This is a genomic window from Ruegeria sp. CDSB114, assembly GCF_059611025.1.
Window position 1 is genome coordinate 77606 of record NZ_JBXWOT010000003.1, and the last position, 12927, is coordinate 90532.

The following is a 12927-nucleotide window of genomic DNA, read 5'->3' on the forward strand; positions in this document are numbered from 1 at the left end:
CTTATTTCTCGCTATCGACAAGGCCGCGGACAAAAAGCTTTTGCATCGACACCACCACAAGAACCGGTGGGATCATTGCCAGGATTGAGGTCGCCATGATCGTCGGCCAATGGGCAAAATCATCGCCCGAGGGGAACATCTGTTTGATGCCCATTACGATGGTGTTCATCTCGGGGTCGGTGGTGATCAGTAGCGGCCAGAGATATTGGTTCCAGCCATAGATGAACAGGATCACGAACAGGGCCGCGATGTTGGTTCGGCTCATCGGGATCACGATATCAACGAAGAACCGCATCGGGCGGGCGCCATCCACCCGCGCGGCCTCGGCCAGCTCATCCGGGATGGTCAGAAAGAACTGGCGGAACAGGAATGTGGCTGTGGCCGAGGCGATCAGCGGAAAGATCAGCCCGGAATAGCTGTTGAGCATACCAAACCCGGCCACCACTTCGAAGGTCGGGACAATCCGCACCTCGACCGGCAGCATCAGGGTCAGGAAGATCAGCCAGAAAAACGTGTTCCGCCCGGGGAAGCGGAAATAGACGATGGCAAAGGCCGAGAGCAGCGAGATGACGATTTTGCCCACGGCAATGCCAATCGCCATCACCAGGCTGTTGAACAGCATCGTTGCGACCGGGACGTTCACGCCTGAGAACAGGGCCGCCTTGTAATTCACCCAGAACTGATCACCTGGCACAACCGGCATCGGGGGCGAGATTATGTCGGCCTGAGTAACGGTCGAGGCCACAAAGGCCAGCCAGATCGGGAAGAAGATGACCAGAACGCCAAGGATCATAAACGCATGGGTCAGCCACAGGCCCGCACCACGTTTCTCGACCATTCCATGTTGTTGGGCCGCCATCAGTAATGCACCCTCTTCTCAACGTATTTGAACTGGATCACTGTCAGCAGGCCGACAACCACCAGCAGGATGACCGATTGGGCCGAAGACGACCCCAGATCTTGGCCCACAAACCCATCGGAAAAGACTTTGTAGACCAGGATAGTTGTGGCTTGTTGCGGACCCCCTCCGGTGATCGTGTGGATCACGCCGAAAGTTTCAAAGAAGGCATAGACAATGTTCACGACCAGCAGGAAGAACGCGGTCGGCGACAAAAGCGGCAGTACGATGGTAAAGAACCGGCGCCAGAAATGAGCCCCGTCAATCGCCGCCGCTTCGATGACCGAGCGGGGCACGGATTGCAGCGCCGCAAAGAAGAACAGAAAGTTATAGCTGATGCGTCCCCAGGCCGAGGCGACAACGACCAGCCCCATGGCCTCGGCATCGTTCAGGACGTGGTTCCAGTCATAGCCGAGCTGGCCCAGATACCATGCGACCACACCAACGCGGGTGTTGAACATGAACAGCCACAGCACACCCGCCACCGCGGGGGCAACGGCGTAGGGCCAGATCAACAAGGTCCGATACACGCCCGAGCCCTTGATCAGACGGTCTGCGATGACTGCCAGGAACAAGGCCGGGATCATCGAGCACAGGGTCACAAGCGTCGAAAACACCGCCGTCGTCACGAATGAGGCGCGGTAGTATTTATCGCTCAGCAGGAATTCGAAATTGCCCAAGCCCACGAACTGAGATGACAACCCGAACGGGTCGGGGATGAACAACGATTGCCATACGGCCTGACCAGCAGGATAGAAAAAGAAGACGGCGGAAATGATGACCTGCGGGGCGATCAGCGCAAGCGGCAGCAGCCAGCCGCGAAAAATGACGCGTTTTTCCATTCTATTGGCCCACCAGAGTAGAATGCGGGCCCAACGAGGCCCGCATCAGATTACGACTTATTGATTGGCGGATTCGAACCGGCGCAGCAGCGCGTCGCCGCGTTCCTTCGCACTGTCCATCGCCTCTTGGGCGGTCTTTTCACCAGCCCAGATGGCCTCAAGCTCTTCGTCGATGATGCCGCGGATCTGGTCGAATGATCCCAGACGCAGACCTTTCGAGTTTGCCGTCGGCTCTTTCGCGGTCATCTGGATGACGGCGATGTCGGTGCCTGGGTTTTCGTCATAGAAACCAGACGCTCGGGTCGCTTCGCCCGCCTCGGTGGTGATAGGCAGATAGCCGGTGTTCTGGTGCCAGGCTGCCTGAACGTCAGACGAGGACAGGAAGCTGAGGAATTCGCCGACGCCTTTGTATTCATCGGCCTCATGACCTTCCATGACCCACAGTGAGGCACCACCGATGATGGTGTTCTGCGGCTCGGCCGTGACAGCTTCCCAATAGGGCAGCGGGCGCACGTCGAAATCAAACTCGGCTTCGGCTTTGATCCCGGCGTATCCCGCCGAGCTTTCGGTGAACAGGGCGCATTCGCCGGACCGGAAGTTCGCGCCACCTTCGTTGCGGCGGCCCGTGTAGATGAACTTGCCGTCCTTGGCCCAGTCACCCATCGCGGTCAGGTGCGCAACCTGGGCCGGGCCGTTCAGCATCAGCTCGGTATCCAGACCGGCAAAGCCGTTATCCTGCGAGGCGAAGGGGACGTCGTGATAGGCTGACAGGTTCTCAAGATGAATCCAGCTTTGCCATGCAGTGACCAACGGGCAATCTTCACCACCGGCCTTGAGCTGCTCCAGCGTTTCCCCGACCTTTTCCCAGGTCGACAGATCGGTGTCGGGATCAACGCCCGCCGCTTCGAACGCATTGCGGTTGACCCAAAGAACCGGTGTTGATGAGTTGAAGGGCAGGGACAGCATGTCGCCATCCGTGGTCGTATAATACCCTTTGACCGAGCCGATATAGGCGTCCGGATCAAATGACGCACCGCTTTCGGCCATCACCTCATAGACCGGTTTGATCGCGCCCTGGGCCGACATCATAGTTGCGGTGCCAACCTCGAATACCATCAGGATCTGCGGTTGTTCACCGGCGCGGAAGGCGGCGATGCCTGCATTCAGGGTTTCCGAATAGTTGCCCTTGTGGCTTTCAACCACGACATATTCATCCTGGCTGGCGTTGAATTCTTCAACCTGAGCTTTCACAAGCTCACCCAGGCGGCCGGTAAAGGCATGCCAGAACTGAACTTCGGTTTGCGCCATTGCCGCGATCGGGGACAAGGCTGTTGATACGGCAAGAGCGCCAAGCAATTTCGTTTTCATGATTCCTCCCATGCATCAAAGGCGATGCTTCGTTGAATACCGAGCGCTACGCGTAATCGGCACACATGACGATTTCACGACGTTAACGTTACAGAAATATAATTCAAGCCTGATTTTCTGGCAAAAAATATAATACGATGTTATGAACTGACCGAGGTTTGCAGCAAAAACAGGACGCTCCATGAGCCAAACCCTGAGAATTAGGCAGCTTGAGGCACTTATGGCGGTGACCGTTAATGGCTCGGTCACGGCTGCCGCATCCGATCTGGGGGTCAGCCAGCCTGCGGTCAGCAGGTTGCTTTCAGACTTGGAAAAATCGCTTGGGTTTCAACTGTTCGACCGCCGCGAAGGTCGATTGGTCCCAACGCAGGAAGTTCGCTATCTGCAACCCAGCGTAGAGCGCGTGCTGGAACTGATGCGGCAGATTTCGGATGTCAGTCAGGACATCACGCAACGCAAAGCCGGGCATATTCGCGTCGCCTGCCTTCCTGGCTTCGCCACCAGTCACTTACCAGATGTTGTTGCCGGATTTCTGAGCGACCGGCCTGGCGTCACCATGACGATAGAGCCGGATAGGCCCGAGCGCATCCTGGAGTGGATGATCGGCGAGCAATATGATTTCGGAATCACAGATGGGTTTAATGGCCACCCGGCTGTCGAAAGCACCCATATTGATATCCGCACAGTTTGCGTCTTTCCCGCAGGCCATGCGCTGGAAGACCTTTCGACCGTGACACCGGCAGATATTGCCGATCAGAAGATCATCCACACCCGGCGCGACAGCGACTTTTTCGCGCGCCTGTCGCGTGCATTTCAAAACTCGAATGTCGAACTGAACTCGCATATCGAGGTTCGGCAATTCACGGCCGCTTGCGAATTGGTGGTGAAGGGCGTTGGGGTGTCTGTTGTTAGCGAACTGGACGCAGTACAATATCAGAACAGGGGGTTGAGCTATCGGCCTTTCAGGCCATTTCTGCCTCATACGCTGTCGCTGGTGCGACCGGTTTTGAAGCAACCATCGCTGGTCACGCTGGAATTCATAGAACAGTTCAGCGACAGCCTTGGACCTTTCATCGCCGATCCTTAGCTGGATACAGCCGAAAGCGTTGCCCGATTGATTGCCTGAACGCGGCTTTGGGCATTGGCAAGATTTTACAAAAATCGAATTGAGACCCCGGGATTGCTTTACGCGCCCTGAAACTTGTGGGCAAACTGACTTGGTTCATGCCCAGTTCGACGCGTGGCAGGACCTGCCAGCCAGTGTCACACCACTGTTTCGCAGGGCCTGCACAAGTCGCGTCGACAAACGAAAATGAAAGGTGTCACATGCCATTTTCCAACCCCAGCTTGATGTCCCGCCGTCAGTTCCTTGCGACCACTACCGCCAGCGCCGCGGCCATTACACTTCATCCTTTTTCTGCGGCGGCTGCCAATAATCAGGCGCATTTACGGATAATGGAGACGACGGACATTCATGTGCATGTCTTCCCTTACGATTATTACGCCGACAAGCCTCGCGACACGGTAGGCCTGTCCCGCACCGCTTCGATCATCAACGGCATCCGGTCCGAGGCGACGAATTCTCTGCTGGTCGATAACGGAGACTTTCTGCAGGGCAACCCAATGGGCGATTACATCGCCTATGAGCGGGGGATGAAAGAGGGCGACAGCCACCCGATTATCACCGCCTTCAACACAGTCGGTTATGACGCCGCCACATTGGGCAATCACGAATTCAACTACGGTTTGGACTTTTTGGAAAAGGCGCTTGCTGGCGCGGATTTCCCGGTTGTTCTGGCCAACGTCGCAAAGGAACAGGGGGCAAACCCGCGTGAGGATAAAACGCTGGTCAAACCCTATGCGATTCTCGACCGCGAGATTGAAATGGGCGATGGCAGCAAACACCCGATCAAGGTCGGCGTCATTGGGTTTACGCCGCCGCAAGTCATGAACTGGGACCGCAAGCATCTCGAAGGCAACGTGCAGGCCCGCGACATTGTCGAGACAGCGCAAGCCTATGTGCCTGAGATGAAAGAGCAGGGTTGCGACTTGATCATCGCGCTTTCGCATTCGGGGATTGGCGATGCCGACCATTCCGATGGTATGGAAAACGCCTCGGTTGTGCTGGCTGGCGTTGACGGGATTGACGCGCTGGTGACCGGTCACAACCACCTTGTTTTCCCGTCCGAGACATTTGCCGACCGTCCCGGTATTGACGTTGTAAAAGGGACGTTGATGGGCAAACCCGCCGTCATGGGCGGGTTCTGGGGATCACATCTTGGCCTTCTGGACCTGCTGCTGGAGCGCGATGGGAACGAGTGGCGTGTGGTGACCACAACATCTGAGGCGCGCCCGATTTCGGTTCGCAACGAAGATCGCTCGATCACGGCGCTGGTCGAGGACGATCAGGCCGTGCTGGCCTCGGTCGCGAAAGACCACGACGAAACACTAGCCTATGTGCGCCGAGCGGTCGGCAAGACGTCGGCCCCGCTGCACAGCTATTTCGCGCTGGTTGCGGATGATCCATCTGTACAGATCGTGTCGATAGCGCAGAAATGGTACGTCGAAGAGATGATGAAGGGCACGGAACACGAAGGCCTGCCCATTCTGTCAGCCGCGGCGCCTTTCAAAGCCGGCGGTCGTGGTGGCCCGGAGTATTACACCGATGTCCCGGTGGGTGACGTGGCAATCAAGAACGTGGCCGACCTTTACCTTTATCCCAACACCGTGCGCGCAGTACGGGTGAACGGAGCGCAGGTCCGAGGTTGGCTGGAGCGGTCTGCCGGAATGTTTAATCAGGTCGAACCGGGCGCAAGCGACGCGGTCCTGCTGAACCCAGAGTTTCCGTCCTATAATTTCGACGTGATGGACGGCGTCACCTATCAGATCGACCTGTCCCAGCCATCGCGGTTTGGACCCAAGGGTGAAGAGGTCAACCCTGGCGCGGCCCGGATCGTGGACCTTGCCTTCAATGGTTCTCCGGTCACGGATGACATGGAGTTCATTATCGCCACCAACAATTACCGAGCGTCCGGTGGCGGATCTTTCCCCGGCGCGATGGGCGACACGGTTGTGTTCGAGGCGCCGGACACCAACCGCGACGTGATTGTCCGCTATATCGTCGAACAGGGCACGATTGACCCCAAAGCAGATGCCAACTGGTCGTTTGCCCCGCTGGACGGCACCACGGTCCTGTTCGAAACAGGCCCGAAGGCGCGTGACTATATGAGTGACGTCAAAGGTGTTTTGATCGAGGATGCCGGTGAGGGCGCAGATGGCTTTGCGGCCTTCCGCATCCAGCTGTAACAGATTGAAAGCAGGCTTATCCCCCTATTTCTGACCCAATGGTATGGATCGGAATTGGGGGGTGAGCCAAAATTATTCTGTCAGGCAACTGTCCTGCGAAGCGGCCCGTCCTGGGTCTAGAGTTTGCGTATTCCGTGGAGCGTTAGGGTGCTGACCAGATCAGCGTAATCCTCACGTGCTTTGGTGCCTGCGCCTGTGTTCCACATATAATACCAGTTCAGCATGCCAAAAACTGACATCGTGGCACCGCGCAGCTTGTCCTTGTCATCGCCGAACGACTCCGGGGACAGGTCTTTCAATATGTCCCGCACGACATTCACCAGATCCAACTGATACCCGCGCAACAGCTTTTGCTGGTCGTCGCTCAGGGCGTTCATGCCGCTGATCTGCACCCGATGTTCATCATCCGCGCCCTGATAGGCGAACAGGATTTCACGCACGGTCTTTCGCAGCCTTTCTTCGGGCGTCAGGCCCGTCAGATCAACCTCGCAGATGCGGTCGCGCAGCTCACGCAGATAGGTTTCGAGGATGTCATACAGGATGGCATCCTTACTGTCGTAATAGTGGTAGATGTTCGCCTTGGAGATTCCGCACTCATTGGCCAAAAGGGTCATCGAGGCGCGATCAAACCCCTGATCGGCAAACACTTTGGCTGCCGTTTTCAGGATTTGTTCCCGCTTTTGGTCGTGGTCTTTTGCGATTGTCCGGGCCAAGGCTTAATCCTTATCGCGGTTGTCGATGACGCGCTTCGCCTTGCCCTGAGAGCGTTCGACGTCGCCCGGCTCACCTACAACAATTTCAGTTGAAACTCCAACGATGTCCTTGATGCGTTTGGTCAGCATCCGGGCGGCCGCCGTCTTGGACATTTCATCGGTAGATCCCTGAGAGGCTTCGACAAAGACCCGCATGGCATCCATCCGGCCGGATTTATACAGCTCGACCTGGTAATAAGGCGCAAGGCCTCCGGTCGCCATGACCTGTTCCTCGATTTGGCTGGGAAAGACATTGACGCCGCGCAGGATCATCATGTCGTCGCTGCGGCCGGTGATCTTGGCCATGCGACGCATGGAACGGGCCGTTCCGGGCAGCAGGCAGGTCAGATCGCGCGTGCGATAGCGGATCATCGGCAGCCCTTCTTTGGTCAGGGTGGTAAAGACCAGCTCACCAGTTTCACCGTCGGGCAGTACTTCGCCGGTGGCGGGGTCGATGATTTCTGGCAGAAAGTGATCTTCCCAGATCACAGGGCCATCCTTGGTTTCGACGCATTCGCTGGCAACGCCGGGCCCCATGATCTCCGACAGGCCATAGATGTCGACCGCATGCATATCGAATGCAGCCTCGATTTCCGAGCGCATCGCGTCGGTCCAGGGCTCCGCGCCGAAGATACCAACCTTCAGAGAGCTTTCGCGCGGATCAAGGCCCACCTTATGGAATTGTTCGAGGATGTTGAGCATGTAGGATGGGGTCACCATGATCCCATCGGGTTGAAAATCTGTGATCAAACCAACCTGTTTTTCGGTTTGCCCGCCACCCATCGGAACCACGGTCGCCTCTAGACGTTCGATGCCGTAATGCGCGCCCAGACCCCCGGTGAACAGGCCATAGCCATAAGCGTTATGCACGATATCGCCCTTGCGCAGACCTGCGGCCCGCAGCGACCGAGCACCCAGATCGGCCCAGTTGTCGATATCGCCTTTGGTATAGCCCACAACAGTTGGCTTGCCGGTTGTCCCGGATGAGGCATGCAGCCGAACCAGTTGGCTGCGCGGCACGGCGAACATGCCGAACGGGTAGTTGTCACGCAGGTCGTTCTTGTAGGTGAATGGAAACTTCGAAAGGTCAGATAACTGTTGCAGGTCATCCGGATGCACGCCGGCATCGTCGAAGCGCTGGGTGTATATCGGCACGTTTTCGTAAGCGTGACGCAGGGACCATTTCAGACGCTCCAACTGGGTGGCGCGGATTTCGTCAACCGAGGCGATCTCGATCGGGTCCAGGTCAGCTTTGTTAGGGGACAGGTCCTCCATCGCGTTACTCCTTCGGTCGCGAAGCTATTCTTGAAAATTCGTGCCACCAATCGCGCGGGACATGCCGCGGAATTCGGCGACCACGTTGCTGTCTTGATTGGTGACGCGCACGTCATAGATGCCGCTGCGGCCCGTAACCGAGACCTCGGTCGCGGTGGCCGTCAGGCGATCCCCCAGCTTGCCGGGGGCGAGATAGCTCATCATCGTGTGCTGGCCAACGGTCGCGTGATTACGGCTGTTGCAGGCAAAGGCGAAGGCGCTGTCGGCCAGGGCATGGGTCACGCCGCCATGGCACATGCCGTGCCCATTACAGTGATGCGCAACGACGGTCAGCGCCAGAACTGCGCAGCCTTCGTCCACCTCGACAAGCTCCATGCCAAACCATTTGCTGGCTTCGTCACTCGCCCACATCGCAGCGGCTGATTTGCTGGCACGTTCCTTTGGTGTCATCGTCATTTACCCTGAAAATTGGGCGCGCGCTTTTCAAGAAAGCTGGACACGCCCTCGGCATAATCCGCGCTTTCGCCGCAGATTTTCATCGCATCAGCCTCGAATTCCAGATGATCGGACAAAGAGGTCGTCGCCGCTGCTTGGATACAGTGCTTGGTCTTGCCCAACCCAAGGGTCGGGCCATTGGCCAGTTGATCAGCCAGCGTACGAGCCTCTGCCAATAGCTGATCGTCGGGTATGGCTTTCCAGATCAGGCCCCAGTCTTCGGCCTGTTTGGCGGGCAGCGGCTGTGCGGTAAAGGCCAGCCCTTTGGCGCGCGCCTCGCCCAAAAGGCGGGGCAGGTGCCAGCTGCCGCCAGTGTCTGGGATCAGGCCGACCTTGGAAAAGCTCTGGATGAATTTCGCGCTTTCCGCTGCCAGAACCATGTCGCAGGCCAGTGCCAGATTGGCCCCGGCGCCGGCAGCGACGCCATTCACGGCGCAGATGACAGGGCAGTCCAACGACCGGATCAGACGCACGAGGGGGGCATAGAAACTGCGGACGGTTTTGCCCAGATCCGGCGGCCCGTCCATATTTGACGGATTGCGGTCGCCAAGGTCCTGGCCGGCACAAAAGCCACGCCCGGCGCCCGTCAGCAGCACTGCCCGCGCGCCTGTATCGCGCGCGGAATTCAAGGCAGCCTGAAGCGCATGATGCATGTCTTCGTTGAACGAATTCAGCTTGTCTGGACGGTTCAACGTAATCTCGACCCAGTTCTCGTGATTTTCTACAAGAATCGTATCGCTCATCACTGCCTCGGCCGGTATCGTTTCAACTTTATGATTGCATTAACCGAACGGTTGGTCAATATATAAACGCAAGCCGAATCTGAGCAAATCAAAGGGATGGGTTATGGCAAAATCGCCGGTGGTGAGCGTTGAGCGGAAGGGTGACGTTGCCTGGGTAACGATCAACAATCCGCCAGTGAACGCGACATCCGCTGCGGTGCGTCAGGGGTTGGCCGACGCGGTAGGTGCCATCAAAGGCGCGCGCGTGGCTGTCCTGCGATGTGCGGGTAAAACCTTTGTTGCCGGTGGCGATATGTCAGAGTTCGACGCCCCACCGGTTGAGCCACATCTGCCTGACGTAGTACAGATGATCGAAGACAGTGAAGTTCCCTTTATCGCCTGCATGCACGGTACTGTTCTGGGCGGCGGGTTCGAGATTGCCATGGCTTGCGCTTGGCGCATTGCCGCGTCGGGCACCAGATTTGGTCTGCCAGAGGTCAATGTCGGCCTGATCCCCGGGGCAGGGGGCACCCAGCGTATTCCCCGTCTTGTGGGGATGGAGGCCGCGATTGACATGGCCTGCCGGGGCAAGATCCTGACTGCAGAAACGTTACTAGGGCTGGGTGGCCTTGATCTTGTCGCTGAACAGCCTGAGGCTGCCGTTGAGGCCTTTGCGGCCAACCTGCCGCAGCGACCAGTGCCAGTCAGTCAGCGTAGCCTCACCAGCTTTGCACCGAACCTGATAGAGGTTTCGCGCGCGGAACTTTTGAAACGGTCAAAGGGTCAGCAGTCTCCGCTGGAAAATCTGACGGCATTGGGGTGGGCGACCGAACCCTTTGCCGATGCCTTGCCAAAAGAGCGCGTCCGCCATTTGGCCCTGCGCCAAGGTGCCGAAAGCCGAGCCCTTCGCCATGCTTTCTTTGCCGAACGGAGCGTGTCCAAACCTTCTTTGATCAGAGGCGTAACCCCGCGCGACATCAGCCGTATCGCGGTGGTCGGCGGCGGTCTGATGGGTGCCGGGATTGCAACCGCCGCCCTGAATGGGGGGTTTTCTGTCACGTTGATTGAGCAGAACGCCGAAGCCGCCGCGGCGGCCTTGGGGCGTGTTAAGGGCCTGCTCGAAGGCGCTGCCAAACGGGGAAAGCTGACTGAGGCGCAGATGCAGAGCCGCCTGAGCGCCTTTCGCGCCGTTGACAGCTATGCCGACGCACGGGATGCGCAACTGGCCATTGAGGCGGTGTTCGAGGACATATCTGTCAAACAGCAGGTTTTCGCGGAACTCGCCCGGCATATGGACACAAACGCAATTCTTGCCACCAACACATCTTATCTGGATCCAAACCAGATTTTCGCCGGTATCGACAGTCCGGCCCGCTGTATAGGTCTACATTTCTTCAGCCCAGCCCATGTCATGAAACTGCTTGAAATCGTACATTCCGGGCATTCGGACCCAGAGGTCATCGCCACCGGATTTGCGTTTGGCAAAAAGCTGGGCAAAGTGGCGGTCCTATCGGGCATTTGCGATGGCTTTATCGGCAATCGCATGCTGGCCGCCTATCGGCGCGAGGCTGATTATCTTCTGGCAGATGGTGCGCTGCCTTATCAAGTGGATCAGGCCATGCGCGACTTTGGTATGCCCATGGGTCCGTACGAATTGCAGGATCTGACCGGTCTTCAGATTTCATGGGCCAATCGCAAGCGCAATGCTGCAACACGCCCACCGGATGAGCGCTATGTTTTTGTGGCCGACCAGCTTTGCGAGATGGAGCGTTTCGGGCAGCGGTCCAGAAAAGGCTGGTATCGTTATGATGACGGCGACCGTACGCCGATCCGTGATACACAGGTCGAGGCTTTGATCGAAGCCAACTCGGCTGAACATGGCATCACCCGGCGCGCGTTTACGAGCACCGAGATTTCGTCCCGTTTGATGGCGGTACTTGCGAATGAGGGCGCATTGATCATCGAAGAGGGTATCGCCGAAAACGCGATGGCCGTGGATATGGTCCAGATCCATGGCTACGGATTCCCGCGCTGGCGCGGGGGGCCGATGAACTATCGGGATGAAATTGGGGCGCAGCTGTCGCGGGGAATAATGGAGACCGTCGCCTCTGAAAGCCCCGGGTCTTGGAGGATTGCGGGGCAGACCACATCACCATGACTATTGATGGTTACAAAACGGACTATTAACGCAGATTCAATGTATGTTTCAGAGGGAGGAGACAAAACCATGAAATTCAACAGTTTGAGCACGCTATTGGCCTCAGCCGCCTTGGCCGTTTCGGGCACCGTGGCGCTGGCCGCAGATTATACGCTGACCATATCCAGCTGGGCGCCGCCGACCCACGGCATCAATGCGAAGATGTGGCCAAAATTCGTGGAAATGGTTGAAGAGGCCACAGACGGTCAGGTCACCGCCGAACTGAAGTTGGGGATCGCGCCACCACCAGCGCAGATGGACCTGATCATGGATGGCGCGGCGGATGCCTCGATCATTTTCCACGGCTATCAGCCGGGGCGCTTTGTCACCACAAAGATGATAGAACTGCCCGGATATGAAGGCTCGGCAGAGGCCGCATCGGTCGCATATTGGCGCACCTATGACGCACATCTCAAGGCCGCGGACGAGCATCGCGGCGTGAAAGTGATCGCCCTGCATACGCATGGTCCGGCGCAGCTGCATTCCAGCAGCGCGGTGACCACGCTGGATGAAGTGTCGGGCCTCAAGGTCCGTATCCCAGGTGGGGTCGGCGGTGACGTCGGCACAGCGCTTGGCGCGACCGGCATCCAGGTGCCTGCACCGAAAGTCTATGAGACCCTTGCTTCGAAAGCAGCCGATGGCGTTGTCATGCCGTTTGAATCCCGCAAGGGTTTTAAGCTGACCGAGGTTGCCCAGAACGTTTACGAGGTTCCGGGCGGTCTGTATCGCGGGTCGTTCGCCTTTATCATGAACGAAGAAACGTTTGCCGACCTGCCCCCTGAGCTGCAGCAGGCGCTGGAGGAGAATGTGTTTGGTGAACCGCTGAGCCGCGAAATCGGCAAGATCTGGGACGAGATCGACGGGATCGGCCGCGAGGCGACCGAAGCCACTGAGGGCAACGCAATCAACGCGGCCTCGGCGGAAGATCTGGAAAAGTTCAACGCGATCGCCGTTGATGTCCGCGCCAAGGTGATTGACGAGGTTAACGGCACCGGTGTTGACGCACAGGCGGCCTATGACATGATCGTAAATGAAATGGCTGCCCAATAACGCAGTCCGGCTGGCGGGGTCT

11 protein-coding genes are annotated in these 12927 nt (G+C 57.8%); 4 read left to right on the top strand and 7 right to left on the bottom strand.

The features are described 5' to 3' along the window. Position 1: 1 nt before the first annotated feature. From ugpE to ugpB, 3 genes are read right to left on the bottom strand one after another with little or no spacing between them, the layout of a single operon-like run. Complete coding sequence (ugpE, locus tag AC2FIP_RS09900; RefSeq protein WP_271949133.1) at positions 2–838, bottom strand: sn-glycerol-3-phosphate ABC transporter permease UgpE; 837 nt, start codon at positions 836–838, stop codon at positions 2–4. A gap of 20 nt (positions 839–858) precedes the next feature. Continuing rightward, positions 859–1740 carry a sn-glycerol-3-phosphate ABC transporter permease UgpA gene (gene ugpA / locus AC2FIP_RS09905; protein WP_142639899.1) on the bottom strand — a complete coding sequence of 294 codons (882 nt, stop codon included), beginning with the start codon at positions 1738–1740 and terminating at the stop codon, positions 859–861. A 57-nt stretch (positions 1741–1797) separates the two neighbouring features. After that, on the bottom strand, positions 1798–3108 hold the full coding sequence (gene ugpB, locus AC2FIP_RS09910; RefSeq protein ID WP_271949090.1) for a sn-glycerol-3-phosphate ABC transporter substrate-binding protein UgpB: 1311 nt from the start codon (positions 3106–3108) through the stop codon (positions 1798–1800). Positions 3109–3289: 181 nt separating this feature from the next. Here ugpB and AC2FIP_RS09915 point away from each other — a divergent pair, with 181 nt between their 5' ends. Continuing rightward, positions 3290–4195 carry a LysR substrate-binding domain-containing protein gene (locus tag AC2FIP_RS09915; RefSeq protein WP_496691522.1) on the top strand — a complete coding sequence of 302 codons (906 nt, stop codon included), beginning with the start codon at positions 3290–3292 and terminating at the stop codon, positions 4193–4195. A gap of 239 nt (positions 4196–4434) precedes the next feature. Next, entirely contained in the window at positions 4435–6414 is a 1980-nt protein-coding gene (locus tag AC2FIP_RS09920) for a bifunctional 2',3'-cyclic-nucleotide 2'-phosphodiesterase/3'-nucleotidase (RefSeq protein ID WP_496786213.1), read from the top strand. A gap of 116 nt (positions 6415–6530) precedes the next feature. On the opposite strand, the gene AC2FIP_RS09925 is transcribed toward AC2FIP_RS09920, so the two are convergent. From AC2FIP_RS09925 to paaG, 4 genes are read right to left on the bottom strand one after another with little or no spacing between them, the layout of a single operon-like run. Continuing rightward, positions 6531–7127 (bottom strand): TetR/AcrR family transcriptional regulator, encoded by a 597-nt coding sequence (locus tag AC2FIP_RS09925; protein WP_496709802.1) that lies wholly within the window; start codon positions 7125–7127, stop codon positions 6531–6533. Positions 7128–7130: 3 nt separating this feature from the next. After that, a complete protein-coding gene (gene paaK / locus AC2FIP_RS09930) occupies positions 7131–8441 on the bottom strand; it encodes a phenylacetate--CoA ligase PaaK (protein WP_496786215.1) in 1311 nt (436 codons plus the stop codon). Positions 8442–8465: 24 nt separating this feature from the next. Then, positions 8466–8891, bottom strand: a complete 426-nt coding sequence (paaI, locus tag AC2FIP_RS09935; RefSeq protein ID WP_142639944.1) for a hydroxyphenylacetyl-CoA thioesterase PaaI — start codon at positions 8889–8891, stop codon at positions 8466–8468. 2 nt (positions 8892–8893) lie between these two features. After that, the gene (gene paaG / locus AC2FIP_RS09940; RefSeq protein WP_496786217.1) at positions 8894–9679 is read right to left on the bottom strand and encodes a 2-(1,2-epoxy-1,2-dihydrophenyl)acetyl-CoA isomerase PaaG; all 786 of its coding nucleotides are present in this window, start codon (positions 9677–9679) and stop codon (positions 8894–8896) included. 103 nt (positions 9680–9782) lie between these two features. Between paaG and AC2FIP_RS09945 the strand changes: the two genes are divergently transcribed. Both AC2FIP_RS09945 and AC2FIP_RS09950 read left to right on the top strand, forming a co-directional pair. Further along, a complete protein-coding gene (locus AC2FIP_RS09945) occupies positions 9783–11816 on the top strand; it encodes an FAD-dependent oxidoreductase (protein ID WP_496786218.1) in 2034 nt (677 codons plus the stop codon). 69 nt (positions 11817–11885) lie between these two features. Beyond that, complete coding sequence (locus tag AC2FIP_RS09950; RefSeq protein WP_271949076.1) at positions 11886–12905, top strand: TRAP transporter substrate-binding protein; 1020 nt, start codon at positions 11886–11888, stop codon at positions 12903–12905. The last annotated feature ends 22 nt before the right edge of the window (positions 12906–12927 follow it).

Coding starts and splice junctions, on each gene's coding strand:
- ugpE (WP_271949133.1), bottom strand. CDS start 838: ATGGTCGAGAAACGTGGTGCGGGCCTGTGGCTGACCCATGCGTTTATG.
- ugpA (WP_142639899.1), bottom strand. CDS start 1,740: ATGGAAAAACGCGTCATTTTTCGCGGCTGGCTGCTGCCGCTTGCGCTG.
- ugpB (WP_271949090.1), bottom strand. CDS start 3,108: ATGAAAACGAAATTGCTTGGCGCTCTTGCCGTATCAACAGCCTTGTCC.
- AC2FIP_RS09915 (WP_496691522.1), top strand. CDS start 3,290: ATGAGCCAAACCCTGAGAATTAGGCAGCTTGAGGCACTTATGGCGGTG.
- AC2FIP_RS09920 (WP_496786213.1), top strand. CDS start 4,435: ATGCCATTTTCCAACCCCAGCTTGATGTCCCGCCGTCAGTTCCTTGCG.
- paaK (WP_496786215.1), bottom strand. CDS start 8,441: ATGGAGGACCTGTCCCCTAACAAAGCTGACCTGGACCCGATCGAGATC.
- paaI (WP_142639944.1), bottom strand. CDS start 8,891: ATGACACCAAAGGAACGTGCCAGCAAATCAGCCGCTGCGATGTGGGCG.
- paaG (WP_496786217.1), bottom strand. CDS start 9,679: ATGAGCGATACGATTCTTGTAGAAAATCACGAGAACTGGGTCGAGATT.
- AC2FIP_RS09945 (WP_496786218.1), top strand. CDS start 9,783: ATGGCAAAATCGCCGGTGGTGAGCGTTGAGCGGAAGGGTGACGTTGCC.
- AC2FIP_RS09950 (WP_271949076.1), top strand. CDS start 11,886: ATGAAATTCAACAGTTTGAGCACGCTATTGGCCTCAGCCGCCTTGGCC.